Origin of the sequence: Nitrospina gracilis Nb-211 (assembly GCF_021845525.1) — a bacterium.
Taxonomy (GTDB): Bacteria; Nitrospinota; Nitrospinia; order Nitrospinales; family Nitrospinaceae; genus Nitrospina; species Nitrospina gracilis_A.
In genome coordinates this window covers 20,793-44,853 of sequence record NZ_JAKJKD010000001.1, presented here as the reverse complement: position 1 = coordinate 44,853, position 24,061 = coordinate 20,793, and the positions used below count along the sequence as shown (strand labels likewise).

24 protein-coding genes, 6 tRNA genes and 1 other RNA gene are annotated in these 24,061 nt (G+C 56.3%); 20 read left to right on the top strand and 11 right to left on the bottom strand.

The features are described 5' to 3' along the window. Positions 1 to 4: 4 nt before the first annotated feature. The 18 genes from J2S31_RS00265 to J2S31_RS00180 all read left to right on the top strand — a co-directional run bounded on the left by J2S31_RS00265 (position 5) and on the right by J2S31_RS00180 (position 11,754). Positions 5 to 90, top strand: a tRNA-Ser gene (locus J2S31_RS00265). Between the two features lie 95 nt (positions 91 to 185). Continuing rightward, a tRNA-Ser gene (locus tag J2S31_RS00260) sits at positions 186 to 275 on the top strand. A 169-nt stretch (positions 276 to 444) separates the two neighbouring features. Then, positions 445 to 1,392, top strand: a complete 948-nt coding sequence (locus J2S31_RS00255) for an HD domain-containing phosphohydrolase (protein ID WP_237097034.1) — start codon at positions 445 to 447, stop codon at positions 1,390 to 1,392. A 116-nt stretch (positions 1,393 to 1,508) separates the two neighbouring features. After that, the gene (locus tag J2S31_RS00250) at positions 1,509 to 2,510 is read left to right on the top strand and encodes a zinc-dependent alcohol dehydrogenase family protein (RefSeq protein ID WP_237097033.1); all 1,002 of its coding nucleotides are present in this window, start codon (positions 1,509 to 1,511) and stop codon (positions 2,508 to 2,510) included. Positions 2,511 to 2,595: 85 nt separating this feature from the next. Then, positions 2,596 to 3,168, top strand: a complete 573-nt coding sequence (locus J2S31_RS00245; RefSeq protein ID WP_237097032.1) for a hypothetical protein — start codon at positions 2,596 to 2,598, stop codon at positions 3,166 to 3,168. A 9-nt stretch (positions 3,169 to 3,177) separates the two neighbouring features. After that, a complete protein-coding gene (locus J2S31_RS00240) occupies positions 3,178 to 4,014 on the top strand; it encodes a hypothetical protein (protein WP_237097031.1) in 837 nt (278 codons plus the stop codon). Between the two features lie 221 nt (positions 4,015 to 4,235). After that, positions 4,236 to 4,820 carry a DUF2155 domain-containing protein gene (locus tag J2S31_RS00235; protein WP_237097030.1) on the top strand — a complete coding sequence of 195 codons (585 nt, stop codon included), beginning with the start codon at positions 4,236 to 4,238 and terminating at the stop codon, positions 4,818 to 4,820. Between the two features lie 309 nt (positions 4,821 to 5,129). After that, a tRNA-Arg gene (locus J2S31_RS00230) sits at positions 5,130 to 5,203 on the top strand. Between the two features lie 15 nt (positions 5,204 to 5,218). Continuing rightward, positions 5,219 to 5,304, top strand: a tRNA-Ser gene (locus J2S31_RS00225). A gap of 104 nt (positions 5,305 to 5,408) precedes the next feature. Continuing rightward, positions 5,409 to 5,494: transfer RNA gene (locus tag J2S31_RS00220), tRNA-Ser, on the top strand. A 45-nt stretch (positions 5,495 to 5,539) separates the two neighbouring features. Then, positions 5,540 to 5,983, top strand: coding sequence for a DUF6173 family protein (locus J2S31_RS00215; protein ID WP_237097029.1), 444 nt, complete (start codon positions 5,540 to 5,542; stop codon positions 5,981 to 5,983). Positions 5,984 to 6,111: 128 nt separating this feature from the next. Further along, positions 6,112 to 6,209: signal recognition particle sRNA small type (gene ffs, locus J2S31_RS00210), an RNA gene on the top strand. 52 nt (positions 6,210 to 6,261) lie between these two features. Beyond that, positions 6,262 to 7,989 (top strand): DNA polymerase III subunit gamma/tau, encoded by a 1,728-nt coding sequence (gene dnaX, locus J2S31_RS00205; protein ID WP_237097028.1) that lies wholly within the window; start codon positions 6,262 to 6,264, stop codon positions 7,987 to 7,989. An 18-nt stretch (positions 7,990 to 8,007) separates the two neighbouring features. Further along, positions 8,008 to 8,337 (top strand): YbaB/EbfC family nucleoid-associated protein, encoded by a 330-nt coding sequence (locus tag J2S31_RS00200; RefSeq protein ID WP_237097027.1) that lies wholly within the window; start codon positions 8,008 to 8,010, stop codon positions 8,335 to 8,337. Further along, the gene (gene recR / locus J2S31_RS00195; protein WP_237097026.1) at positions 8,334 to 8,942 is read left to right on the top strand and encodes a recombination mediator RecR; all 609 of its coding nucleotides are present in this window, start codon (positions 8,334 to 8,336) and stop codon (positions 8,940 to 8,942) included. The genes J2S31_RS00200 and recR overlap by 4 nt, the downstream gene beginning before the upstream one ends. Before the next feature lie 596 nt (positions 8,943 to 9,538). Further along, a tRNA-Asn gene (locus tag J2S31_RS00190) sits at positions 9,539 to 9,613 on the top strand. Between the two features lie 196 nt (positions 9,614 to 9,809). Then, positions 9,810 to 10,292 (top strand): hypothetical protein, encoded by a 483-nt coding sequence (locus tag J2S31_RS00185; protein ID WP_237097025.1) that lies wholly within the window; start codon positions 9,810 to 9,812, stop codon positions 10,290 to 10,292. 133 nt (positions 10,293 to 10,425) lie between these two features. After that, a complete protein-coding gene (locus tag J2S31_RS00180; RefSeq protein ID WP_237097024.1) occupies positions 10,426 to 11,754 on the top strand; it encodes an HD domain-containing protein in 1,329 nt (442 codons plus the stop codon). 40 nt (positions 11,755 to 11,794) lie between these two features. Here the strand turns inward: J2S31_RS00180 and J2S31_RS00175 are convergent, their stop codons facing one another. Further along, on the bottom strand, positions 11,795 to 12,757 hold the full coding sequence (locus J2S31_RS00175) for a ketopantoate reductase family protein (RefSeq protein ID WP_237097023.1): 963 nt from the start codon (positions 12,755 to 12,757) through the stop codon (positions 11,795 to 11,797). Positions 12,758 to 12,906: 149 nt separating this feature from the next. On the opposite strand from J2S31_RS00175, the gene J2S31_RS00170 reads away from it, so the two are divergent. Next, a complete protein-coding gene (locus J2S31_RS00170) occupies positions 12,907 to 14,661 on the top strand; it encodes a YeiH family protein (RefSeq protein WP_237097022.1) in 1,755 nt (584 codons plus the stop codon). A gap of 8 nt (positions 14,662 to 14,669) precedes the next feature. Continuing rightward, positions 14,670 to 14,861 carry a hypothetical protein gene (locus J2S31_RS00165; RefSeq protein ID WP_237097021.1) on the top strand — a complete coding sequence of 64 codons (192 nt, stop codon included), beginning with the start codon at positions 14,670 to 14,672 and terminating at the stop codon, positions 14,859 to 14,861. A gap of 108 nt (positions 14,862 to 14,969) precedes the next feature. Here J2S31_RS00165 and hypE read toward each other — a convergent pair whose 3' ends face one another. Genes hypE through J2S31_RS00115 form a run of 10 tightly spaced genes read right to left on the bottom strand, consistent with a single transcriptional unit; the run spans position 14,970 to position 24,044 of the window. Continuing rightward, complete coding sequence (gene hypE, locus J2S31_RS00160) at positions 14,970 to 16,031, bottom strand: hydrogenase expression/formation protein HypE (RefSeq protein ID WP_237097020.1); 1,062 nt, start codon at positions 16,029 to 16,031, stop codon at positions 14,970 to 14,972. 10 nt (positions 16,032 to 16,041) lie between these two features. After that, on the bottom strand, positions 16,042 to 17,127 hold the full coding sequence (gene hypD / locus J2S31_RS00155; protein WP_237097019.1) for a hydrogenase formation protein HypD: 1,086 nt from the start codon (positions 17,125 to 17,127) through the stop codon (positions 16,042 to 16,044). 7 nt (positions 17,128 to 17,134) lie between these two features. After that, positions 17,135 to 17,389: a HypC/HybG/HupF family hydrogenase formation chaperone gene (locus J2S31_RS00150; protein ID WP_237097018.1), complete on the bottom strand. Its 255-nt coding sequence runs from the start codon at positions 17,387 to 17,389 to the stop codon at positions 17,135 to 17,137. Between the two features lie 5 nt (positions 17,390 to 17,394). Further along, positions 17,395 to 19,860 (bottom strand): carbamoyltransferase HypF, encoded by a 2,466-nt coding sequence (gene hypF / locus J2S31_RS00145; RefSeq protein ID WP_237097017.1) that lies wholly within the window; start codon positions 19,858 to 19,860, stop codon positions 17,395 to 17,397. Beyond that, entirely contained in the window at positions 19,847 to 20,143 is a 297-nt protein-coding gene (locus J2S31_RS00140) for a hydrogenase/urease maturation nickel metallochaperone HypA (RefSeq protein WP_237097016.1), read from the bottom strand. The genes hypF and J2S31_RS00140 overlap by 14 nt, the downstream gene beginning before the upstream one ends. Then, on the bottom strand, positions 20,136 to 20,624 hold the full coding sequence (locus J2S31_RS00135) for a hydrogenase maturation protease (protein WP_237097015.1): 489 nt from the start codon (positions 20,622 to 20,624) through the stop codon (positions 20,136 to 20,138). The genes J2S31_RS00140 and J2S31_RS00135 overlap by 8 nt, the downstream gene beginning before the upstream one ends. An 11-nt stretch (positions 20,625 to 20,635) precedes the next feature. Beyond that, complete coding sequence (locus J2S31_RS00130; RefSeq protein WP_237097014.1) at positions 20,636 to 21,928, bottom strand: Ni/Fe hydrogenase subunit alpha; 1,293 nt, start codon at positions 21,926 to 21,928, stop codon at positions 20,636 to 20,638. Beyond that, the gene (locus J2S31_RS00125; protein ID WP_237097013.1) at positions 21,906 to 22,733 is read right to left on the bottom strand and encodes an oxidoreductase; all 828 of its coding nucleotides are present in this window, start codon (positions 22,731 to 22,733) and stop codon (positions 21,906 to 21,908) included. The genes J2S31_RS00130 and J2S31_RS00125 overlap by 23 nt, the downstream gene beginning before the upstream one ends. 1 nt (position 22,734) lies before the next feature. Then, positions 22,735 to 23,583, bottom strand: coding sequence for an FAD/NAD(P)-binding protein (locus J2S31_RS00120; protein WP_237097012.1), 849 nt, complete (start codon positions 23,581 to 23,583; stop codon positions 22,735 to 22,737). Further along, positions 23,583 to 24,044, bottom strand: a complete 462-nt coding sequence (locus J2S31_RS00115) for a cyclic nucleotide-binding domain-containing protein (protein WP_237097011.1) — start codon at positions 24,042 to 24,044, stop codon at positions 23,583 to 23,585. Before J2S31_RS00115 ends, J2S31_RS00120 begins: the two co-directional genes overlap by 1 nt. Positions 24,045 to 24,061 lie beyond the last annotated feature (17 nt).

Sequence of the window (24,061 nt, the reverse complement as noted above, 5' to 3'; positions counted from 1 at the left end):
GTTTGGAGGGATGGCCGAGTGGTTTAAGGCGGCGGTCTTGAAAACCGTTGACCGAAAGGTCCGTGGGTTCGAATCCTACTCCCTCCGCCAGATATAGCGGGCGGGCGACCCGTTTGAAAAAAGAAAGAAGTTACAGCCCGGCGGTGCGGTGCCGGGAAATCTTGAAAAAGAAAAAACGAATACAAGGAGAGGTGGCCGAGTTGGCTGAAGGCGCACGCCTGCTAAGTGTGTGTAGGGCTAAAACCTTACCGAGGGTTCGAATCCCTCCCTCTCCGCTCTTTCCCCCGCCCCCCCCCTCTCCCGTGATGGGAGAGGGTTGGAGTGAGCGTGATCTTCCGTTACAGTTTTATTTAAGGGGGTTGAGCCGAGCGCGAACGGTTGCAACCCCCTTTTCCGTTTTGGAAAGTCCAATCACCGGGAACAACACAGGAAGGATGAAAGAGCATGCCTCCTCCTTCGTCTCTATCCCGAACAGCCGTCATCGGCTTTACCGTTGTGATCACGCTCATTGGAATCGCGCTGTTCCAGGCCGAGTTCGCCAACCCCCACCCGCGGCTCCTGCCATTGGGCGTTCTGATCATCATCGTTGTTGCCTTCGTTGCTCTCGAGAGAAAATACCGGAACGAGCTGAACCGTCAGCAGGAAAAAATCGAGCGGTTGATGGGTATCAAGGTGGTTCTGGCTTCCTTGATAGACATGAAGGACCCCTACACGGAGGGCCATTCGCGCAACGTCCGCGACCTGACTTTTGAGTTTTCCAATTTCCTGGGCCTGCCGCTGGAAGCGTGCGAAGAACACGCCACCGCCGCGGAACTGCATGACATCGGTAAAATCGGCCTCCCCGACGCCATCCTGAAAAAAGCCGGGTCCTTGCAGGATGAAGAATACACGGAAGTCAAAGTCCATCCCCGGTTGGGCGCCGAAGCCCTGAAAACGCTGAGGGGTTTTGAGTCCATACGGAACATCATCCTGCATCATCACGAACGCTACGATGGAACCGGGTATCCCGACGGCCTGGCCGGGGACTGCATTCCGCTCGGTTCGCGCATCATAGCCCTGGCCGACAGTTATGATGCCATGCTCCACGGCCGCGAATACCGGGCTCCCATGTCGATCATGGAAATCATTTCCGCTTTGCAGGCGCAAGCTGGAAAACAGTTCGACCCGGATCTGACGTCCGCCTTTTTGAAGTTCCTGCACCACGGGGTGCGGTCCGGGACCCGCGATCCCGTCTGCGGCATGCCCGTGAGCGCTGAAGACAGCGATTTTGTATTGGAGAAAGACGGGCACAAATGGTTGTTCTGTTCCGAGACCTGCATGCAGGAGTTCCAACGCCATTCTTCAAAATACCTGCTGAAACCGGAAGCGCAGCATTCTGATTCGAAGAATTGAAATGCTACAATGCCAGCCGGGGTTGGTCCGAACAGCGGTGCCCGTCTTCCCCGGCCGGGACATCGACCGCGAATCCGCCGCGTGAAACAGAAACGAAAAAGAGAGAGTGATTGCCGATGAAAGCCTACCTGGTCTATGAGTACGGCGAGTCCGCCAAGTTTGTCGAGGGCGAGGTTGCCAGGCCCGCCATCCAACCCGGTCATGTGCTGATCGAAACCAGGGCCACCAGCCTCAACCCGGTCGATCACAAAATCCTGACCCTGAATCTGGGAATCAATCCGGAAGTGCCCGCCATCCTGCATATGGATGTGGCGGGCGTCATCGCCGAAGTGGGGTCCGGGGTCGATGATTTCAAAGTCGGCGACGAAGTGTATGGTTGTGCCGGAGGGCTGAAGGGACAGGCGGGAAACCTGAACGGGGCGCTGGCCGATTTCATGCTGGCGGACGCCAACCTGATCGCAAAGAAGCCAACCACCCTGGGCTTTGCGGAAGCGGCCGCCCTGCCCCTGGTCAGCATCACCGCGTGGGAAGGGTTGTTCGACCGCGCCAAAATCACGCAGGACGATTCCCTGCTGGTGCACGCGGGCGCGGGCGGGGTCGGGCACATCGCCATCCAACTGGCCAAAACGCGCGGGCTGAAGGTGGCCACCACCGTCTCCACCCAGGACAAGGCCGACATTGCGAAGAGCCTTGGCGCGGACGACCTCATTTTCTACCGCGATGAAAGCGTGCCGGACTACGTGAAACGCCTGACCGGCGGCAAGGGGTTCGATGTGATTTTTGATACGGTCGGCGGACAAACCCTCGACCAATCGCTGGAAGCCGCCGCCCCGTGGGGCCGGGTGGTGTCGATCATCGGCCAGAACACGCACGATCTCACCAACATGCACATCAAGGGATTGTCCCTGCATCTGGTCTTCATGCTGTTGCCGATGATTACGGGCGAGAAGCGCGCCGACCACGGTCATATCCTGAGCGTCGTCGCCCGGTTGGTCGATTCCGGAAAACTGAAACCCCTCATCCACGAAAAACGGTTTCGCTTTTTCGAGGTGAACGAAGCGCACGCCCTGTTCGCCAGCAAAGGGCATGTTGGCAAAATCGTGCTGGAGAATTCATGAGGAGTGGCACCCTGCGGTTCCTGTCTTATCCGGCTCGCACATCGACCGTGAATCCGTATAAAATTTTTTACGGAGGATATTAACGATGGCAGGCAGAACTCATAATGAGCGTTGTCCTGACTGCAAACAGGCAGTCACTAATTTGCTTACGACTCTTTTTAACGATGTAAAGGCTAATTGGGACTTAGGCTTACCCTGTAGATTAGAGGACTTTGCCAGTGAGAAAATTTTTGAAAGCTTAGGAAGAGTGAATCAAGCATTGCGAAACCATAGAGGTTTTCAAAATTTTGTAAAATATAAAAAACTACCAAGAGTGGATTATTTCATTCCAAATCATAATTTTATTGTTGAATTTGATGAGTCCCAGCACTTTACTGAGCCAAGAGATATTTCACTTGGACGTTATCCTCAAAATGAAGAGTATGGTTTTTCCATAGACAGGTGGCGAGATTTATGTCGAACCCTAAACAAGCGCGATAATGATCCACCCTATAGGGATGAACAAAGAGCTTGGTATGACACTCTCAGAGATTTTGCCCCGAAACTATTAGGTACTGGAAAAACTATCAGGTTATATTCTCGCGACCAAATATGGTGCTCCTTAGACCCTAATAATGAGTCTGATTTAATTACTTTCCAGAAAAATATTGAGGGGTAAGGAAGATTAATGCTAACCAAGAACAAAGGCGGAATAAAACCACAAATTAACAAGGAAAAAGAGTCGGTTCCCTCTTTGAGTATTAAAAAAATAGGAGTTGTTTCCCGGGATTACAACCATAGGTATAAAAATGGATATAGAGACTTCAGTGATTCCTTACCGGATTTGTTAAAAATGCTAGATGGGAAAGGTTGCGATACCGTACTTTTTTCTTTGTTTAGCCTAATCCCAAGAAATTCGTTCAGTCCTAATCGTTATTTTAAAAACCTTGATAACATTAAGGCCATTTTTTTAGAAGAGTTTGAGGATGAGGGCAATGGTAGGAGCGGTAAACGTTTTGTAGTTTATTATCGTGAACACCATCGTTGGCGTGAATACCAGTTTTTCCAAAAATTCGGTAATTTAAGAGAAATGAATAATAAAGCGATGCGCTGTTTTGTTAAAAATGAAATGCCAAAGAGGATGATGGGAAGCGTTTGTGCGATTCTATGTGGTGAGAGCAATGGTGTGAAGTACTCACCCAAAGATAAAAAGATTCAAGATATTTTTGATTTTAGAAAATCCATCGATGATAGCGTAAAGATCATCCTCAACCCTATCCATGACAGAATGACTAGATTTGAAATGAAGTTAAAAAGAAAGTTTTTATCTGAAAATGGCCGATGGGTCATTTCTGTTTGGAATAAGGGAAAAAAGGACAAAAATGGAAAGGTAAAGGCTGAAAGAAATTCTCCTTGGACTATTTACCATAATGGGGAAGAGGTCTCAGTTCCCACAGTTGAAAATGAGCTTGGAATAGAGATTGGCATTTTAAACATTAATTCAAGACCAGATTATCCCCGGTAAATACTGAATGTTTAGTTATTTAAACCCCCGTTTCACCCGAAATACTTTTATTATTCAACCACTTGAGATTTGTGGACGGGGGCTCCCGGTTTCTGGTAAAGTGGCTCTACCAAATCGTTTTATTGAATATTGAATTCCGTTGCCTCCGGGCTCCCTCCGGGGCGGGAAGGTTATTTGTGAAAACTTCAATGAAATCATTGTGCCGGACCGCAGTCCTTGCTATGGTAATCGCTTTTCTCGGTGCGGCCTGCTCCATGGGCGACTCCGACGGCAAAGACACCTCCGGTGCGGTGGATGTCGCGGCGCTCAAAGAAAAACCGCAGGACGTGGAAGGGTCGTTTTCGCGCGAGGCCCCACCGCTGACCGATCAGCAACTGGTCGAAGGCTCCGCCACCGAGGTGGAGGGGCATCCGGACCTCCAGCAGGCGGAAAAGGTGAATCGCAAGCTGGTGGTGCCGAAAACAGTTGAAGGAAAATGGAAAGCGGTTAAAATACTGGTCCGCGACAAGACCGACGAAGAGAAAAACGAAATGAAGACGGTGACCCTCGGGGACAGTTTCCCCTTGGGCACAAGCGGCATCACGGTCACGACGGGCGCGTTTCTGCCCAACTTCGTGCTGACCGGAGATGAGGTTACGTCGAAAGGCAACGAACTGCAGAACCCGGCAGTGCGGCTGGTCATCACCGAAAACGGCAACCTGATTTTCGACGGCTGGGCGTTTGCCATGTACCCGGCGATGTACGCGTTCGAGCATCCACGCTACAGCTTGCAGTTGATGGATTTCATTCCGGAATCGGTGGGTTGACCGCGCCAGGCGCGGAGCGAACGGGTTCCACTGCGTAGTTGGGCAACTGGGTTATGGTTGGTGAGCAATCGATGGTCGGTAGTTGGTTTACCCCACCCAGCCCTCCCCTTGGAAAGGGGAGGGATTATTGAAAGTGGGCCACGATTTTTCGGGATTAATTCCGCAAACGTAATCCCATCTCCCCTCCTTACCAAGGAGGGGACCAAGGGGGAGGTTTTGGAGTTTCTTTCCTTCCTTAAGAAGGCTGGGAATTAAAGCAGGTTGCGGCGGAAACGAATTAGCACGACATTTGAATATTAAAAAATTTATGCGCCCATAGCTCAGCTGGATAGAGCGACGGTTTGCGGAACCGTAGGTCGGAGGTTCGAGTCCTCTTGGGCGTACTTATTTTTTCCTTGGGAGAGGTGGCCGAGTGGTCGAAGGCGGTTGACTCGAAATCAGCTGTACCCTCCGGGTACCGTGGGTTCGAATCCCACCCTCTCCGTTCCTTTACAAGGAACGGGTAACGGGGTAATGCCCGGTGGGCGCAGCGATGGTCCCCCAGCCCAATCTTTATGACAACCCGTTTCCTCTAAATCCCGAAACTAAGGAGAGGTGGCCGAGCGGTTGAAGGCGCACGCTTGGAAAGCGTGTGTAGGTGACCCCTACCGAGGGTTCGAATCCCTCCCTCTCCGCTCCTTTAAAGACGAAGAATCTCCGGGTTCATTCAGGTTTTTATCATGCCGGAAGACGAATCCCAATCGCTGGTGCCGCCGAACCAGGTCCCCACGGAGTGCGATGTGCCCGCTCCGGGCATGCCCGGTTCCGCCGAGTGCATGTTCAAGAAACTGATGGCGCACATCGCGGACTTTGAAAAGCGCCTCACGCCGGAGCAGGAGGTGGGCGCGATGTTCGTCAACTTCGGCAACCAGTCGCTGTACATCAACGGCCTGGGGTTCCACGGCAACGACATGATCCTGTTTTACGGCATGTCGGACAAGGGCGAGCCGGTCAAAATCCTGCAACACGTCAGCCAGACCAACGTCCTGCTCACGGTCAAGAAACGGTATCGCAAGCACGAAAAGCCGAAACGCATCGGCTTCGTCAGCGACGACATGGAGCGCATCGGCCCGCAGAAAACCTCGCTGGACGAGCCGGAGGAAGGAAGCGGCGCCAGTGGGTGATGCCGCTCTGCCGGGCGCCCGAAGCCCCTTTTAAATTCAACCCGTTTCCGTCCTGTGGCCTGCCGCCGGATTAGGGTTGGATTTGGGCTCCGTTTGGCATAAGATGGTCTAAAGAATTTTGGCAGTTTTGTTGGGCCTTACGCAACGAGGTCTTGTAAACCCCGCCAGGTCCGGAAGGAAGCAACGGTAGCAAGTTTCCTTGGGTGCTGTAAGTTCCCCAACAATTCTGCCTTGAATTTTCCCCAGCGTCCGCTGGTCCCCTCCGCAGGTCGTCACTCATGGAATACCAGGTCTCGGCACGCAAATGGCGTCCGCAGAAATTTTCGGAGCTGATCGGACAGGAGCATATTGTCCGCACCCTGAAAAACGCCATCGAGCTGGACCGCATCGCCCACGCCTACCTGTTCTCCGGCACGCGCGGCGTCGGCAAAACCACCACTGCGCGCCTTTTGGCGAAAGCGCTCAACTGCGAGAAGGGCCCCACGCCCGAACCCTGCGACACCTGCACCCACTGCATCGAAATCCGCGAAGGCAACAGCCTCGATGTTCTGGAAATCGACGGCGCGTCGAACAACGGCGTCGCCGAAGTGCGCGACCTCATCGAAAACGTGCAGTACAGCACCTCGTCGTGCCGCTTCAAGGTGTACATCATCGACGAAGTACACATGCTGAGCCGCAGTGCCTTCAACGCCCTGCTCAAAACGCTGGAAGAGCCGCCACCCCAGGTGGTGTTCCTGTTCGCGACGACGGAACTCATCAAGATTCCGGAAACCATTCTGTCGCGGTGCCAGTGTTTCGAGTTCAAGCCGCTCAACCACGCACAGATCTGCGCCCAGCTCGAACTCATCTGCGAGAAAGACAACATTGCCATCGACCAGAAAAGCCTGGAAGAGATCGCCACCAACGGCGCGGGGAGCATGCGCGACGCGCAGAGCCTGCTCGACCAGGTGATCGCCTTCGCCGGGCGGGCGGTGGATCACGCGTCGGTCGAATCGGTTTTGGGCATCGTCGGCCAGGGCATCCTCGAACAGTTCATGGATCGCGTCATCGCGGGCGACTCTGCGGCCCTGCTGGGCCTCGTGCAGGAAGTCGCTGACCACGGCAAGGACCTGAGTCTCTTCTGCCGCGACCTCATCGAGTACGTGCGCAACCTGATGTTCGTCAAGGTGTCGGCCAAACCCGAAACGCTGGTCAGCACCCGCACCTGCGACATCGAAACGTTGAAGACGCAGGCGGGTCATCTGGACACGGATCAACTGCAGCAGATGTTCACCGTGCTGTCGCGCGCGGAGATGGACATGAAACGCGGTTCCCTGCCGCGCCTGATTTTCGAGATGGCGGTTCTGCGATTGACCGACGTGCGGCCGTATCAGGAGATCGATCAGTTGATCCAGAAGATCAATGCCGCAGGCGGCGGTGCCCCGTCTCCCGCATCCGCGAGAGCCGCCGGAGCCGCCGTGGTGACGGCTCCGCAACCGGCCGCCGCCCCGTCTCCTTCCGCTGGACCGGCACCGTCCCAGGAACCACCACCGTCCGAAGAGCCGCCACCCTATGCCACACCCCCGGTTGCTTACAGCGAACCGGCGGAATCGCAATGGGACCAGATCCGCGCTCTGGCCAGCGAGAAGAAGCGTTCGCTCGCCACCTTTCTCGACAACTGCACGATGGTGGGATTGACCGGAGACAGCCTGCATCTGCGCTTTCCCGATCCATACACGAAGGGCCTGGTGGAAAAAGAAGAGAATCTGGAAGTGGTCCGCGTTGCGGCGCAGGCGGTATGCGGTCGCGCGGAAATTCAAATCAAACTTGATGTCGCCAACGGCACAGACGACAATGGCGCGGATAGCAACGGTTCGAGTGTCGGCGAGGCACCCGCGCAAAATGCGAACCCGGCGCCGGCGGCTCAAAAAAAAACGGCAAAACGCTACGATAAAAAAGGCAGTCCTTCGGAAGAGGAAATTCTGAAAGACGCGCTCGATATTTTCGGCGGCATCGTCATCCGTTAAACGCAAAAGGAAGTCATTATGTTCGGCAAATTCGGCGACCTCATGAAAAACGCGCAGGCCCTGCAGGGCAAGATGGCCGAGATGCAGAACGAGCTTGCCGGCAAGACCGTGGAAGCCTCGGCCGGCGGCGGCATGGTGAAGATCACTGCCAACGGCCTCAACGAAATCCTGTCGGTGCACATCGACGAAGACCTCATCAACATGCAGGACCGCGCCATCCTGGAAGACCTCGTCACCGGCGCCATCAACGAAGTCCACCGCAAGGTGCAGGCTCTGTCGCAGGAAGAGATGGGCAAACTCACCGGCGGCCTGAACATTCCCGGCCTGTTTCCGCCCCCGCAAGCATGAAGCGTCCCGCACCCGTCACGGAACTCATCGAAGAGCTCAAACGCCTGCCCGGCATCGGGCAGAAGACTGCCGAGCGCCTGTCGTTCTACCTCATGCGTGGGCCGAAGGAGCAGGCGGAAAAGCTGTCGCGCGCCGTCGTCAACATCAAGGAAAAGATCGTGCTGTGCAAAAACTGCCACGGCATCAGCGACAAGGAACTGTGCGACATCTGTTCCGATGCCCGCCGCGACCACGGCGTCATCTGCGTCGTCGAGGAACCATACGACGTGTACGTGATGGAGAACGTCGGCGACTTCAAGGGCGAGTACCACGTGCTGATGGGGGTGATTTCACCGCTCGACGGCATCGGCCCCGCCGATCTCACCATCGGCGAGTTGAAGACCAAGACCGAATCGCGCGAGATCAAGGAAATCATCCTCGCCACCAACCCGGATATGGAAGGCGAGAGCACCGCCGTGTTCATCGCGCGCATGATGCGCCCGTTCAACGTGCGCGTCACCCGCATCGCGCGCGGCCTGCCGGTGGGCGGCGATATCGAGTACGCCGATCCCGTCACCCTGTCCAAATCGTTAGAAGGCCGGACCGAGATGAAGTTTTCGGATTAACAGGCCCCGCCTGTGGAAATGGGCCCGGCCCACAGCGAATGGGCCGATGCGGGGTGCCGCGAACGAGGGTCCGCGAGGCCAATTCCAAAGTGTTTCCCTTGCCACCGGGGCTCTGCTGGGAAGCAGACACCTTTTAAATTCTTCCCCTCCTTTTCAAGGAGAGCGTTGAACTTAGATTCGGATAGCCAGTCAACGGTTCAATGGCTACCTAGACAAAGGAAAAGTCATGAATCTCCCTCATCCTAGCCTTCTCCCACCTGGGGAGAAGGAAGTAAAAAACCCCCTCTCCCTTGACGGGAGAGGGCTGGGGTGAGGGTGGTTTCCTCTGTTTTCTTATCATGACTTTTGCAAAACTCCCCTTTACAAGGGGAGAACCCCGGCCCTCATCCGATCCGCTATGCCCCGCGGACCAAACCCTTAAAAATAGCCTCCGTTGCCTTTTCTCCGGCCATAGTCCGCCCAATATTTGTGGTCGATCCTCTATTTTTGAATGGGAACGTCTGCTTCCCTCGCAGGGGGTGGTTTTGACTTGACCCATCGGGTATAATTGCGTAAATTATCTAGCTTTCAACAGTACCCCATCCCCCAACTACCATTCCGGAGTGGCGCAATGGTAGCGCAAGCGGCTGTTAACCGCTGTGTTACAGGTTCGAGTCCTGTCTCCGGAGCCAGATACAGAAAAGCCGTCCCCGCACTCCATCGCGGCGGACGGCTTTTTGATTTTTAAAACCGACCTTTGTAAATTAACTATTTATCGTTATTTCATAAAGAAATTAGGCACCAAAGTAAATGGTTCCTAGTTTCTTATACCGAAAGTTGCTAAAATAGTTTTGATTTTTAAAGGATTACTCCTTTTTTAGGTGATTTATGGAAACTCGATTAATTGTATTAAAGCTTTTTTTGGAGGAATTGGGTGTAGGTCACGATATCGAAACCGTTGATGACAGAAAGAAAGTACAAAAAGCTGTTTACTTAGGGCAGTTGTCAGGAGTTGATTTAGGTTACAGGTTTAGTTGGTATTTGATGGGCCCCTATAGCCCGTCTCTCACCAAAGATTACTATGAGTTGGCTGAAGAGATGCCGTCTCTAGGGGGAAAAGAAGGAGATAATGAGCTTTTAGATGAGGTAAAAAATAAACTAAATTCTGTATCATCTCTTTTTGAAAAACCCTCGGATTGCCCATTAAAACCGGAACAATGGCTAGAAATACTTGCCTCCGTTCATTATCTCCTAAAAGTTAGTAAGCTTTCAGATAGCGAAGCATTGAAAATTATTAACGAAGAAAAGCCCGCTCTATATTCGCAATTTGAGAAGGCTAAAAATGAATTAACCAAGGCTAAGTTACTTTAATAAGCGGGCAATGGAAAAAGTTTTTAATTCTAAAAGGATAAGTTGCTCTGTCCATTGAACTATTGGCTTATCAAAATTAGAGGCCGGTATCATTGATACCAAGGCTTTTCAAAGGTTAAGGAATGTTAAACAGTTGGGGCTTGCATATCACATTTTCCCTGGATTGGATTATTCTCGATTTGCACATTCCATAGGTGTTTGTCACGTAACAGGAAGGATCCTTAGTTCATTAAAGAAAAATTCAGATATTTTTCCTCTAAAGGAAGAAAAAGAATTTCAACTATATCGGTTAGCGGGGCTTTTACATGATATAGGACATTACCCTTTTTCCCATACGATGGAAAAGGCTGTAGAAAATTATTATAGTGAGGGCTATTTAAAACAAAAAACAGCTTCCACTGTTAGCAAAGAAAAAAATCCCACACAAGAAGTTAAAACAAAAAAATTGAAACATGAACTTCTTGGTCGATATGTTTTATCAAATGATCCAGAATTGAAGGAATTATTTAAACTACATCAAGATTTTAATGTTGATGAAGTAATTTCAATTTTTACAAGACAAAATCCTAATACTTACACAAATTTAATAAGTTCGGATTTAGATGCGGATAGAATTGACTATTTAAAACGAACAGCTCATCATTCTGGCTTACCCTATGGCTCTGTCGATTTAGATTACTTACTAAGTCAAATTCAAATTGATAAAGACAAGCGAATTTGCCTCACCCAAAAAGCTTTAAGAACCGCAGATCATTTTCTTTTATCTCGCTATTTTGATTATCAACAATTGATCTATCATAAAACCATAGCAGGCTTAGAGCACCTTTTGGAAGATGTTATCTATGGTTTGCTAAAACACAATTATATAGATTGTTCCCATGATAGTCTTTTAAATCTAATTAAGAAGGGCGAATGGAGCACTTTTGATGATCCCTTTATTGTTCATCAAATAAGAAAAATGAAGGATGAGGTACAAGACGAAAATTTAAAAATAAAGATAGAAGCTTTATTAAAAAGGCAAACACCGAAGCTTGTTGGTGAGGTCGAACTTTTTGATACTGTAAGTGATTCCAGCACAAAAGATTTTAAACTTAAGAAGCGAGTTTTAGAACAAAAGGTTGATGATTGGTCCAGGAAATTTGGTATTCATAGGGAATTATGGTTTGTTTGGTCACTTTCGGGTAGACGGATCACAGGAATTGGGTCTCATATACCAACCTCAGATATTTTTAATTCAAATATTGAAACAGATAAATATGAACAAGCAATTCGAATTTTGAGTACTTATGACAATAGTTCAAAGCCAATAATGGATATTCCTCATTCTTTGATGAGCGTATTGTCTAATTATGGTTTATATATTCTCCGCTTATATGTCCTATTACCCGAAGAAAAGAAAAATTTAAAAGAAGATATAATTAAAAAAGTTAAAAAGGATTTTCCGGAATATAATTGGAAATAGATTTTCCCCTTCTCTTCCTCGTTTGTTTACAAATTTTAATTTACTTTTTCAAATCGCGCTTGGCCTCCGCGAAGCGGATCAGGTGGTACACCTGCGTATTGTGGGGGACCGGGATGCGGTGCTGTTCGCCCAGCCGCATGACCGCGCCGTTTAGCGCGTCGATCTCGGTGCGCTTGCCGGCGCGCAGGTCCTGCAACATCGACGGGATGTGTTGGTAGGTCGCGGGCAGTTGCTTTTTGTAAAAGGTGTCGAGGTAGCCGTCCACCGACTCCCAATGCGTGCGGTGTCCCGCCGCCTGCATGACGGCGAACACCTCGCGCGCGATGGCGTCCATCAACCGCCGCGTGTGCGGCGACTCGCCGAGCGCGCCGTAGGGCACATCGAACAGCGTGCTCAGTCCGTTCAGCATGCAGTTGTACAGCATCTTCGCCCACAAATCCCGAGCGATGTGCGCCGTCACCGCACAGGGCAGACCACCGCCCTCGATGGCCTCGCTCAACGGTTTGAGATCGCTCACTCCATCCTGAAACAACGACCCCACATGCACCGTGTCAGCGTGCACGGTGATGTCGACGTGATGCGGTTCCGGTCGCGCAAATCCGGTGATGACGCGCGCGCTCTTCACGCGTTCCTGCGGAAAATAGTCGGCGAAGATCTCGGCATTGCCCCAGCCGTTCTGGCACAACACGAACGGGGTGCGGGCATTGTTTATGAATGCGACCGACGCCAGGTCCCGCGCCGCCGGTCCGGTGTCGAACGACTTGGTGCAGACGAGGATGAAGTCGTATGTGGTGTCTTTGAGTTCGTGTACCGACGCCACCGCGCCGACGGCAGACGGCGGCGCCTGGAAGTCACCGAACAGGCCGCTGCGCGTGAGCCCGTGTCGGCGCAACGCCTCCACCGTGCCCGCGCGGCCGACCACATCGACCGCGTGCCCGGTTTTGATCAGGCAGGACGCGATCCCCAGCCCCACCGCCCCGGCTCCGTAAATCAGAATCTTCATGCCCGCATTGTATCACGCAAGCCCGAAACGATATCCGGCAGTCGGTCGGAAAAACGTTCAACACCAAATCAGCTTGGAACCTGCACACAGGTGATTTAAAATTTTCCATCATTGAATAAATCCATTAACTCCGGTTGGTAACCAGCACCATGTCCCATCCCACCTCCAACGGCCAAACCGATTACGTCGTCGACCAGGGCGAAAGCCGCTGGAGCGACTTGTGGAAGACTGAGGACTACTGGGCCATCTGGCTGGGACTCTTCCTGCTGTTCGCGGGTCTCCTCATTTATCTGCCGAATCCTCCCGCCGGGCTCGACTCAAAAATCGCCGAAGCCAACGCCATTCTTAAAAAAGAATCGGAGCGCGCGCCGTTCCACACGCTCGCCTGGTACGAAGCCGAGGACGCGAAATCCGCGTTGAAGGCGACCAGTGAACCTTACGCCAAAACCATCAAGCAGTGGACGAGCAAACCGAACAAGTGGACGGACAATCCGCTGGATGCCTTTTACATACCGGAAGGAAAGGCCCGGGCCAAAGCCGAACAGGCACGGGAGAAATACGAAGCGCTGAAAACGGAATCGGAAACATTGAAAGCCGCCGCACTTTTGGCCGAACAGCGCGCCGAAGCGGCGGGATTCAACGACGCGGCGCTCAACACCGGAGCCAAAGCCGCAATTCAAAAATACCGCGATCATTTGCGCAACGTCGCCGCGGCGAAAAAGAAAACCAAAATCAATGCGCACAACCAGGTTCCGTATCTCATCGTTACCGGCCTCGCCATCGGGCTTCTGTTTGCGCTCGGCATACAGGTGATGAACAAAAAAGGTCTCGCCTTTATTAAAGGATTCGCGTTTGTTTTTGTGCTGGCGGTGCTGGCGTTTTTCTTTGCGGCGCAGTCCGACATCAAGTCGCTCGGCATCGGCTACGCCGCGTGGGCGATCCTGCTGGGCCTGCTGATCAGCAACACGCTGGGCACGCCGCAGTGGGTGAAGCCCGCGGTGCAGGTGGAGTATTTCATCAAGACGGGACTGGTCCTGCTCGGCGCGGAAATCCTGTTCAGCAAGGTGCTCACCATCGGCCTTCCGGGTCTGTTCGTGGCGTGGGTGGTGACGCCGGTCGTGCTCATCACCACGTACTGGTTCGGCCAGCGCATATTGAAGATCGAGTCAAAGACGCTCAACATAACCATCAGCGCCGACATGTCTGTGTGCGGCGTCTCGGCGGCCATTGCCACCGCCGCCGCCTGCCGCGCGAAGAAGGAGGAGTTGACCCTCGCCGTCGGCCTGTCTCTGGTGTTCACCTCGATCATGATGGTGGTGATGCCGAACGTCATCCTCGCCCTCGGCATGGATCACGTGCTGGGCGGCGCCTGGATGGGCGGCACGATCGACGCCACCGGCGCGGTGGCCGCCGCCGGGGCCTTCTTAAGCGACCGGGCTTTGTATGTCGCCGCGACGGTGAAGATGATCCAGAACATCCTCATCGGCGTCATCGCCTTCTGCGTCGCGCTGTACTGGGTGACGAAAGTCGAACGCGACCCTACCCGCCCGCGCCCCGGCCTCATGGAAATCTGGCACCGTTTTCCCAAGTTTGTGATCGGCTTCGTGTTCGCCTCCATCCTGGTGTCGTCGATATACAGCGGACTCGGGCCCGACGCGGGGGAGGCGATGATCACCGACGGTGTCATCAAGGGCTGGACGAAGATCGGCCGCGGCTGGTTTTTCTGCCTGGCGTTCGTCAGCATCGGGCTCGCCACCAACTTCCGCGAGCTGGGCCATTATTTTCACAAAGGCAAACCGCTCATCCTGTACCTGTGCGGACAGACACTGAACCTGATCCTGACTTTGGCGATGGCGTACCTGATGTTTTTCGTCGTCTTTCCGGAGATCACGGCGCAGATATGAAAACGCAAATGAACAAAATCATCTTCATCCCGCACAACGTCCGCACATTTCTTTTAGGCGCGGCGATCCTGCTGACGTTCGCCTTCGGCGTCCTGCCGTGGATGGCCGATCACCTGCCGTGGGCCGAGAGCGTGGCGGCTTCGGTGAAAGCCAACGGGCTCAATGCCTCCGGCCTGTTTTACACCGATGTGGATTATTGACGAGCGAGGGTTCACCCGCCCATTGCATGGGAAGCAGTTGGGTCCTGCCCGGTGTGCGAAACGAGGGTCCACCCGCTCAATCTTAAATTGACCCGCTTGCCACGGGTGTTAGCAGATGCGCGGCAGCTGGTCACCGCTCAGCAGGTCGAGCAGGCGCATGGTGCCGAAAGCGCTTTGCAGGGTGACGCGTCCGCGATCATCCTTTTCTACGGTGCCGATGCGTGCCGCGTGGCGTCCCTGTTCGTGGCGGCGCATGATGTGAAGCGCCGTCTCCGCCTGCTCCTCCGGAACGAACGCCACGCACCGCCCTTCGTTGGCGACGTAAAGCGGATCGAATCCCAACAACTCGCACGCGCCGCGCACCGCATCGCCCAAACCAATCTTCGTTTCCTCCAGCGCGATGGATAAAGAAGAAGCTTTGGCGATTTCGACCAGTGCCGTGGCCAGCCCACCGCGCGTCAGGTCGCGCAGGCAATGCACGTCGATGCCGCTTTCGATCAAGTCCCGCACCACGCCATGCAAGGGCGCGCAATCGCTTTCGATCGCCGACTCGAACCGCAGTCCTTCCCGCACCTGGGCGAGCGCCATGCCGTGGCGGCCGATATCCCCGTTAAGGAGAATCGCATCGCCCGGCCGCACCCGGCTGGGCGAAACCGGTTGCGGTGCGATCACCCGTCCCACCCCGGCGGTGTTGATGAACATGCCGTCGCCCTTGCCGCGCTCCACCACCTTGGTGTCGCCGGTGACGATGCGCACACCCGCCACTTCCGCCGCGCGTTGCATCGACTGCACCACCCGCCACAGCGTTTCCATCGAAAGCCCCTCTTCCAGAATGAAACCCGCGCTCAGCGATTGCGGCACCGCGCCGCACATAGCGAGGTCGTTCACCGTGCCCCAAACGGCGAGTCGGCCGATGTCGCCGCCGGGAAAGAACAGTGGATGCACCACATAGGAGTCGGTGGTGAACGCGAGTTCGCCCTCGTTCACCGCGAGCACCGCACCATCGTGTTCCATCGCCTGCGTGCCGAACGCGGCGGCAAACATCGTGTCGATGAGCTGGTGCATCAGGCGTCCCCCGCCGCCGTGCGCCAGCAGGACCTGCGGGGTGTCGTTCAACGGAACGGGGCATTGCAGTCCGTTGGCAAAAGTACGGTGTTCCGGTTTGTCCACGGTGCGCTCCTCACGAATGACGGTAACGGTAATACGCGGCGCAGGCGCCCTCGGTGCTGACCATGGTGGCGCCCAACGGTTTTTCCGGCGTGCAACGTGTGCCGAACGCCGGGCAGTCCGAGGGCTTGTCCAGCCCCAGAAGAATGCGTCCGCTGACGCACTCCGTGTTGTCTTCCACGCAAGGTAAAGCGATACCGAAACGACGCTCGGCATCGAACGACGAGTACTCCGGGGTCAGACCCAGGCCGCTGGCCGGGATCTCGCCGATACCCCGCCAGGCGCGCGGCACCACGCGAAACACTTTCTGGATCAACTCCTGCGCCGGACGGTTGCCCGCGCGCGTCACTGACCGCGTGTACTGGTTTTCCACCTCGGCGCGGCCGCTTTCCAGCTGGCGCACGCACAAGTACAAACCGTGCAGGATGTCCACCGGTTCGAACCCCGTCACCACCAGCGGCACCCGGTAGCATTCGGCGATCGGTTCGTATTCGGTGAAGCCCATCACCGTGCACACGTGGCCCGCCAGCAGGAACCCGTCGATGCGGTGCTGTTCCGATTGCAGGATCGACTCCACCGCCGGCGGCACCAGCACCTGTGAAACCAGCATGGAAAAATTGGTGAGGCCGCGCAGTTTGGCCTGGTGCACCGCCATGGCGTTGGCGGGGGCGGTGGTTTCGAATCCCACGGCGAAAAACACCACCTGCCGTTCGGGATGATCCTCAGCCAGCTGGACCGCATCCATCGGCGAATACACCATGCGCACGTCGCCGCCGGCCGCTTTCACCGACAGCAGGTCGCGATCCGTGCCCGGCACCCGCAACATGTCGCCGAACGAGCAGAAGATCACCTCCGGTTGTTGGGCGATAGCGATGGCGCGATCGATCAGCTCCACCGGCGTCACGCACACCGGACAGCCGGGCCCGTGCACCAGCGTGATGGCATCGGGGAGCAGTTGGTCGATGCCGTGCTTGACGATGCTGTGTGTCTGCCCGCCGCAGACTTCCATGATGCGCCACGGTCGCGTGACCGTTCTGTGCAAAGCGTCGGCGAGGCGCTGGGCCGCTGCGGGATCGCGGAATTCGTCGAGGAATTTCATAACGCGGTCACTCCTCCTCCGGGCCGGGATCGCCCAGGCGGTCCATTTCTTCCAGGTACTTCAGGGCGCGGTGCGCCTCAGCCTCATCGACGCGGCTGATGGCGAATCCGGCGTGCACGATGACGTAGTCGCCCACGCCCGCTTCCGGCACGTACGACAGCCAGGCTTCCTTCACGATGCCGCCAAAATTGATACGGCCTTTGCGCGTCAACGCATCGCCGTCTTCGATGCTTTCGATCTTTCCCGGTATGGCAAGACACATGACAATCACACAATCGTTTTGGGCGCTTCCTTTTGCAGGGCGGCGAGGATCTGTCCCACCGCCACGCCGCCGTCATTCGGCGGAATGCGCTGGTGCCAGAAGGGCTGGAATCCCGCCTCCCGAAGTGCGATCACCGTCATCTCCGTCAGCACCCGGTTTTGAAAACAGCCGCCACTCAGCACCACCCGCGGTTCCCCCACCAACTGTGCCATCCCCACCACGATATCCGCCAGGGTATGGTGAAACGTGGCGGCGATGCCGCTCACCGCGCGCTCGCGGACGAGGTCGTTTAAAATCTCTTCGATCATCGGTTGCCAGTCCACCACGTACGTGTACTGGTGAACGGTTTCCGCTGGGGACTTCCCCGAATCCACCTCCAGGATTTTGAAGGTGTAGCGTTCGTCGGACCACGGAATGCCCGTAGCGGATGGAGCCGCCAGGTTGCGCGGGGAACCGACGATTTCCTCTTCGCCGATCCACGGTTCGCGGCCGGGACGCTTGGCCGGGACGGGCTGGTTTTCTGCGGGGGATAGAAAAATTCCCGTGGCAAACTCCAGCCGCATCGCCGCCTGCCCCTCGTAGCGGTTGTGCAGGCCGAGGCCCAGCAGAGCCGACACCGCATCGAACAGGCGCCCGGCACTGGAAGTGCGGGGCGCGTTCAGTCCCTTTTTCAGTATGGAGGAAAGCACATCGCGGTCGGGCAAATTCCATCGCAACGGATTCATGAGGTCGTTGCGCTCGAACACCTCCGGCCCCAGCATTTCGTAAAGCAGGCCCAGCGCCGCGCGGCGCGGTTCGCGCACCGCCTGTTCCCCACCGGGAAGCATGAAGGGGCGGAAGAGTCCCTCGCGCGAGAAGCCTTTTTCCGTAACCAGCAGAAACTCACCGCCCCACACCGTGCGGTCGAGTCCATACCCCGAACCGTCCCAACTGACGCCGAGTGCGGGCGGCGGCACCTCGTTGTCCACCATGCATGCCAGCACGTGGGCGAAATGATGTTGCACCGCTTCGCGCGGCAGGTTCTGGTCCTCGGCGTAGCGCGTTGATGCGTAATCGGGATGGAAGTCGTGCACCACCAGCTCCGGCTGGATCTCATAAAACCGTGTCAGGGTGCTGATCGTGTTTTCAAAGGTGGTGACCGAATGCGGCGAAACGAGATCGCCGATGTGTTGGCTGAGTGCGATCTCTCCATCCTTGTACAGTGCGATGGTGTTCTTCAGGTGCGGTCCGACGGCGAGCACCTGCAGGTCCACACTGCCGAAGCCCCAGTGCCGCGTAATGGGAAACGTGGATGGCGCAAACCCGCGCCCGCGGCGCAGAACCATCTCCCGTCCCAGCACCAGCCGCACGATGGAGTCGTCCACGTGATTGACGATGTCGCGGTCGTGTGCGAGAAAGCCATCCGCCATCGAACCCAGCCGCATCCACGCTTCCTCGTTTTGTGTGCACAGGGTTTCTTCCGACAGGTTGCCGCTGGTGGCGATGACCGGGCGGCCGAATTCGCGCGCCATCAGATGATGCAGGGGCGTCATCGGAAGCAGAACCCCGAGATACGGGTTGCCCGGCGCGATGGTTTCCGGAAGCGCGCTGGTTTTCCTGTGAAGGAGAACGATGGGCGCTTCCGGCGACATCAACGCCCGCCGCTCCATCGGTGACACCTCGCACGCCTGCAGGACCGACTCCATATCCGGGAACAATACCGCCAGCGGTTTTTCCTCACGTTGCTTGCGCTGCCGCAGTCGGTCGATGGCGTCTTTGCGGGTGGCATCGGCCATCAGGTGGAACCCGCCGAGTCCCTTGACGGCAACAATGCGGCCTGCACGCAAAGAATTCACCGCCAGCATCAACGCTTCGTTCCCTGTGGCCAGTTCGGTTCCGGCTGCATCGAGGTAAGAGAGTTTGGGTCCGCACCGGGGGCAGGCGTTGGGCTGGGCGTGGAAGCGGCGGTTCTGCGGATCCTCGTATTCGGCCAGGCAGGCGTTGCACATTTCAAACCCGCACATGGATGTGTTCGGCCGGTCGTAAGGCAGGGCGGTCATGATGCTGAAACGCGGACCGCACCGCGTGCAGTTGGTAAAAGGATAACGGTGACGGCGGTTTTGCGGATCGAACACTTCCGCCAGGCAGTCGTCGCAGGTGGCGATGTCGGGAAGCACCCAGAACGACTTTGCAATCCCGCCGGAGCTTTCGCGGATTTCAAAATGTTCGTAGCCCTCTGGTTCGAGATAGGTGTGCTCCAAACCCTGAATGTGTGCGAGCGGCGGTTTTTCCTCTTCTATGCGATAAAGGAAGGCATCGAGGTTGGACAACGGTCCTTCGGCATCGATGACCACCCCCTGCCCCGTGTTGGCCACCCAGCCCGTCAGGTTGAGGTCGCCCGCGAGGTTGTAGATGAAGGGACGGAACCCCACGCCCTGCACCTTGCCGCGCAGGGTGATGCGGATGCGCGATGTGATGTCACCGGTTTCCATGTCCCGACGATTCCTCCGAGAGGTCTTCCAGTTCCACGCTTTCGATCCAGATATCCTGCGCCTGCGGGTCGGTGGTGTCGGTGCCGACTTCGATGTTCACCCGCGCGCCTTCGGCCACGGTCCCGGCGGCGGCCTCTTTAAAATGTTCCATAAAGTGTGCGGGCGAAATGTGCGCCAGTGCGCCCAGCTTCACGTTCAACCCCACCACGCGTGCGTTTTGATGGTGCAGGGAGACTGACAGGATTTTACGCATCAGGTCGTTCATCAGTGATTGTTCATGCATGCCGCGTCTCCTTGGTAAGAACCTGGATTCGGTCGAGCACCCGGGCGACGAGGTTATCCATCGAAGCCTCGACTTCCGGCGACACCGCCTGCCCCGGCGAGAACTCCTTGCCTTCGATGCCGAACACGAAGACGCGCGCCGGTAGTTTGTCGAGGGCGCGCGCCATTTCCACCGCGTCGTGCACGCTGAAGTTGTGCGTCGAACAGCGCAGGAATTTTGCATTCATGCTTTCGGCGCTCACGTCCCAGCAGTGCACCGTGCCGGGAGGCGCACCGGATTCCACCGCATCGATCAGGATGGCGGCGTCGGGTCCATCCAGCGCCTCCATCACCGCCGCGCCCTCGCCCTCCACTTCCCGTACCGTGACGGCGGACGAGGTGATGTGCTCCGCCACTCGTCGCGCCGCGTGGCGGCCCGCCGCATCGTCGCCGCGCCACAGGTTGCCGATGCCGAGAATGAGAATTGTGTGCGATGCAGTCATAACGTTTCCATTCAGGAACGGTCCACTTCCATTTTCAGAAAGTGGGTGGAGCAGGAAATGCACGGATCGTAATTGCGGATCGCCTGCTCGCACTGCCATTGCAGTTTGTCGTCGGGAAGATCCATGTATTTGGGAACGAACAGCCGCAGGTCTTCCTCGATGGTTTTTTGATTCTGCGAGGTGGGCGGCACGATCTTCGCGTCCTGAATGATGCCCGCCTCGTCGATGCGGTAACGGTGATACAGGATGCCGCGCGGCGCTTCCGTGCAGGCGTAACCGGTTCCCGCTTTGGGTTGGATATCGAGCGCGGGTTCATCGGGCATCTCGTAATGACGGATCAGGCGCAGGGCTTCGTCCACCGCGAACAATGCCTCGACGCACCGCACGATGATGCTCTTGAACGGATTGCGGCACGGCGCTTTGAGTTTCGCCGAACGCGCCGCCTGCCGGGCGATGGCTGGAAGCGTGTCGTGATTCAGGTTGAACCGCGCCAGCGGTCCCACGAAATAATTGCCGCGCGCTTTCAATACAGAGTGCAGGGCGGTGGACCGTTTGACGTGCCGTTCCTCAAAGTGGGCGTCATACTCGCTGGCGGCGATGTCGAGCCCGCGATTGGACACGATGCGGCCGGCGTTGAACGGGTATTCCTCTCCATGGCGGAGCGCGACAAATTCGTAATCGACTTCAAAGTCCGGGAACGGCAATTTGGCGACGAACTCAATGGCTTCCAGCGCGAAGTCGCGGCACCATTTCAGATTTTCTTCCAGCTTTTTGAAATCGGATTTGCGCGGCACTTTGTAAAATCCGCCGACTTTCACGTTGATGGGATGGATTTCGCGTCCGCCGAGGAGGGCGACGATTTCGTTGCCGTGCTTTTTGAAACGCAGAACGTTCTCGATGAGCTGTTTGTGGTCTTTGGCGATCTGGATGGCGTCGTGGTACCCCAGGAAATCCGGCGCGTGCAACATGAAGGCGTGCAGGATGTGGCTCTCGATCCATTCGCCGCAGTAGATGAGGCGGCGCAGGGAGCGCAGGGGTCCGTCCACCGTCACTCCCAGCGCGTCTTCCATGGCGTGCACCGCACTCATCTGGTAGGCGATGGGGCAGATGCCGCAGATGCGCGCCGTGATGTCCGGCGCTTCGGTGAAATTCCTGCCGCGCAGGAACGCCTCAAAAAAGCGCGGCGGCTCGAAGATCTTGAGTTGCACGTCTTTCAATGCGCCGTCCTGGATTTTCAGATACAATGCGCCCTCACCTTCGACGCGCGCCAGGTAATCGACTTTAATGATCCGGTTTTTTTTCATACGCTTCGCTTTCCTTGCGGAACGGTTCCGTCCATCCATAGAATCCACGGAACACGCGCGTGACGTTTGGTTCTTCCATGCCCAACTGCTGGAACCACTGAGCCAGCGAACCGGTGTTGGGTTTTTCCTTGGGACCGAAACAGGCGTAACAGCCGCGATTGTAGCCGGGACACAGCGCGCCGCATCCGGCGTGGGTGATGGGACCCATGCACGGCGTGCCGTGCGCCACCATGACACACACGTTGCCCGCGCGTTTGCATTCCAGGCACACGCTGTGCGGCGGCGTGTTCGGTTTGCGTTCGTTCAGAAACGCATTGATGACTTCCACCAGTTGGTGCTTGTTGATGGGACAGCCCTGCAATTGGAATTCGACGGGCACGTGGTCTTCGATAGCCGTGGATTTCTGCAACGTCTCGATATACTGCGGCGTGGCGTACACGATGGAGATGAACTCGTTTACGTCCTTGAAGTTGCGGAGCGACTGAATCCCCCCGGCGGTGGCGCAGGCGCCGATGGTGATCAGCGTTTTGGAGATGCGCCGGATCTGATGAATGCGCTCGGCGTCGTGCGGGGTGGTGATCGATCCTTCCACCAGCGACAGGTCGTATGGGCCTTTCAGGATACGGCTCGATGCTTCGGGAAAGTTGGCGAGGGTGATGTGCTCGGCAACGGCGAGCAGTTCGTCCTCGCAGTCGAGCAGGCTCAACTGGCACCCGTCGCAGGACGCGAATTTCCACACCGCGAGTTTCGGCTTGCGGCGTGAGGGCTTGCGTTGGGCCGTGGCTTTTTTCTTCCGCTGCGCCATGTCAGATCTCCCGCTTGCCGAAAATGTTTCGGATGCGCTGGTACGAAAATACCGGGCCGTCCAGGCATACGAATTCCGGTCCGTACTGGCAGTGTCCGCAAAAACCGACGGCGCACTTCATGTTGCGCTCCATGGTCAGGTAAATGTCGTCGCCGGTCAGCCCTTCGTCCATCAGTTCCTTGACGGTGAAGCGCATCATCACCTCCGGTCCGCAGATCATGGCGACGGTCTGGTGCGGATCGAACTTGGCTTTCTTAACGATCTGTGTGACGACGCCGACGTTGCCCAGCCAGCCGCGCTGGGCCGTGTCCACCGTTGCGTCCACTTTCAGATCGAAGCGGCCGCGCCACGCCTCCAGCTCCTTGCGGTAGATCATGTCGGCGGGCGTGCGCGCTCCGTACAGGATGAATACGTCGCCGTATTTTTCGCGCCGCGCCAATACCTGATAGATGGCGGGGCGCAACGGCGCGAGGCCGATGCCCCCGGCAATGAACACCACGTCGTTGCCCTCTGCCGCTTCCACCGGCCAGTGCGACCCGAACGGGCCGCGGATGCCGATGACGTCGCCCTTCCGCAGTTTTTTCAGGTGACGCGTCACCGTGCCGACGGCGCGGATGGTGTGGAGCAGGGTGTCCGTTTTCTGCGGGTCGCCGCTGATGGAAATCGGCACCTCGCCCACGCCGAACACGTACAGCATGCTGAACTGGCCCGGATGGAAAGGAACCTGCCGGCTTCCCTCCACCGGCCGGGTTTCCAGCGTGAAGCTGTCGCGCGTTTCCTTTTGCACGCGCAGGACGCGGTGCGGTTCCGGCACCATGGGTTGCGCCATCGGTTGCGTGGCGGCGAACATCAGGCGGTGCCTCCGTACACGTCCATCAACTGCATGCGCGTGTGTTGCAGACGTTCGGCGGCGACGGTGAAGAACCGGCGGAACAGTTGATAACCCAGTTCGTGATCGGTCTCTATTTTTTTGCGCAGGCAGGCCGCATCGAGTGCGATGGCCCGCACCAGGGTGATGGCGCGCGCGTCGAAATGCCACAGGTGAGGCGGCACCAGCCAGGACCAGCCCAGCACCTGCCCGCCTTCGACGGTGTCCACGATTATCGGCGGCTTGTTGGGCGGCGCCATCTCCAGCGCCACGCGTCCGTGCCGTATCATGTAAAAATGATCCGCCGGCGCACCTTCGTGGAACAAAAACTCCCCAACTTCGAACCGCACGTTCGACGCGCACCCGACAACCAGGTTCATGTGCCTGTCTTCCAGCCCGGCGAAAAACGGATGCTCGGCAAGAATGGGTTCCAATGATTTCATGCTCGATTCCCGCGCGT

Coding starts and splice junctions, on each gene's coding strand:
- J2S31_RS00255 (WP_237097034.1), top strand. CDS start 445: ATGCCTCCTCCTTCGTCTCTATCCCGAACAGCCGTCATCGGCTTTACC.
- J2S31_RS00250 (WP_237097033.1), top strand. CDS start 1,509: ATGAAAGCCTACCTGGTCTATGAGTACGGCGAGTCCGCCAAGTTTGTC.
- J2S31_RS00245 (WP_237097032.1), top strand. CDS start 2,596: ATGGCAGGCAGAACTCATAATGAGCGTTGTCCTGACTGCAAACAGGCA.
- J2S31_RS00240 (WP_237097031.1), top strand. CDS start 3,178: ATGCTAACCAAGAACAAAGGCGGAATAAAACCACAAATTAACAAGGAA.
- J2S31_RS00235 (WP_237097030.1), top strand. CDS start 4,236: ATGGTAATCGCTTTTCTCGGTGCGGCCTGCTCCATGGGCGACTCCGAC.
- J2S31_RS00215 (WP_237097029.1), top strand. CDS start 5,540: ATGCCGGAAGACGAATCCCAATCGCTGGTGCCGCCGAACCAGGTCCCC.
- dnaX (WP_237097028.1), top strand. CDS start 6,262: ATGGAATACCAGGTCTCGGCACGCAAATGGCGTCCGCAGAAATTTTCG.
- J2S31_RS00200 (WP_237097027.1), top strand. CDS start 8,008: ATGTTCGGCAAATTCGGCGACCTCATGAAAAACGCGCAGGCCCTGCAG.
- recR (WP_237097026.1), top strand. CDS start 8,334: ATGAAGCGTCCCGCACCCGTCACGGAACTCATCGAAGAGCTCAAACGC.
- J2S31_RS00185 (WP_237097025.1), top strand. CDS start 9,810: ATGGAAACTCGATTAATTGTATTAAAGCTTTTTTTGGAGGAATTGGGT.
- J2S31_RS00175 (WP_237097023.1), bottom strand. CDS start 12,757: ATGAAGATTCTGATTTACGGAGCCGGGGCGGTGGGGCTGGGGATCGCG.
- J2S31_RS00170 (WP_237097022.1), top strand. CDS start 12,907: ATGTCCCATCCCACCTCCAACGGCCAAACCGATTACGTCGTCGACCAG.
- J2S31_RS00165 (WP_237097021.1), top strand. CDS start 14,670: ATGAACAAAATCATCTTCATCCCGCACAACGTCCGCACATTTCTTTTA.
- hypD (WP_237097019.1), bottom strand. CDS start 17,127: ATGAAATTCCTCGACGAATTCCGCGATCCCGCAGCGGCCCAGCGCCTC.
- J2S31_RS00150 (WP_237097018.1), bottom strand. CDS start 17,389: ATGTGTCTTGCCATACCGGGAAAGATCGAAAGCATCGAAGACGGCGAT.
- hypF (WP_237097017.1), bottom strand. CDS start 19,860: ATGGAAACCGGTGACATCACATCGCGCATCCGCATCACCCTGCGCGGC.
- J2S31_RS00140 (WP_237097016.1), bottom strand. CDS start 20,143: ATGCATGAACAATCACTGATGAACGACCTGATGCGTAAAATCCTGTCA.
- J2S31_RS00135 (WP_237097015.1), bottom strand. CDS start 20,624: ATGACTGCATCGCACACAATTCTCATTCTCGGCATCGGCAACCTGTGG.
- J2S31_RS00130 (WP_237097014.1), bottom strand. CDS start 21,928: ATGAAAAAAAACCGGATCATTAAAGTCGATTACCTGGCGCGCGTCGAA.
- J2S31_RS00125 (WP_237097013.1), bottom strand. CDS start 22,733: ATGGCGCAGCGGAAGAAAAAAGCCACGGCCCAACGCAAGCCCTCACGC.
- J2S31_RS00120 (WP_237097012.1), bottom strand. CDS start 23,583: ATGTTCGCCGCCACGCAACCGATGGCGCAACCCATGGTGCCGGAACCG.
- J2S31_RS00115 (WP_237097011.1), bottom strand. CDS start 24,044: ATGAAATCATTGGAACCCATTCTTGCCGAGCATCCGTTTTTCGCCGGG.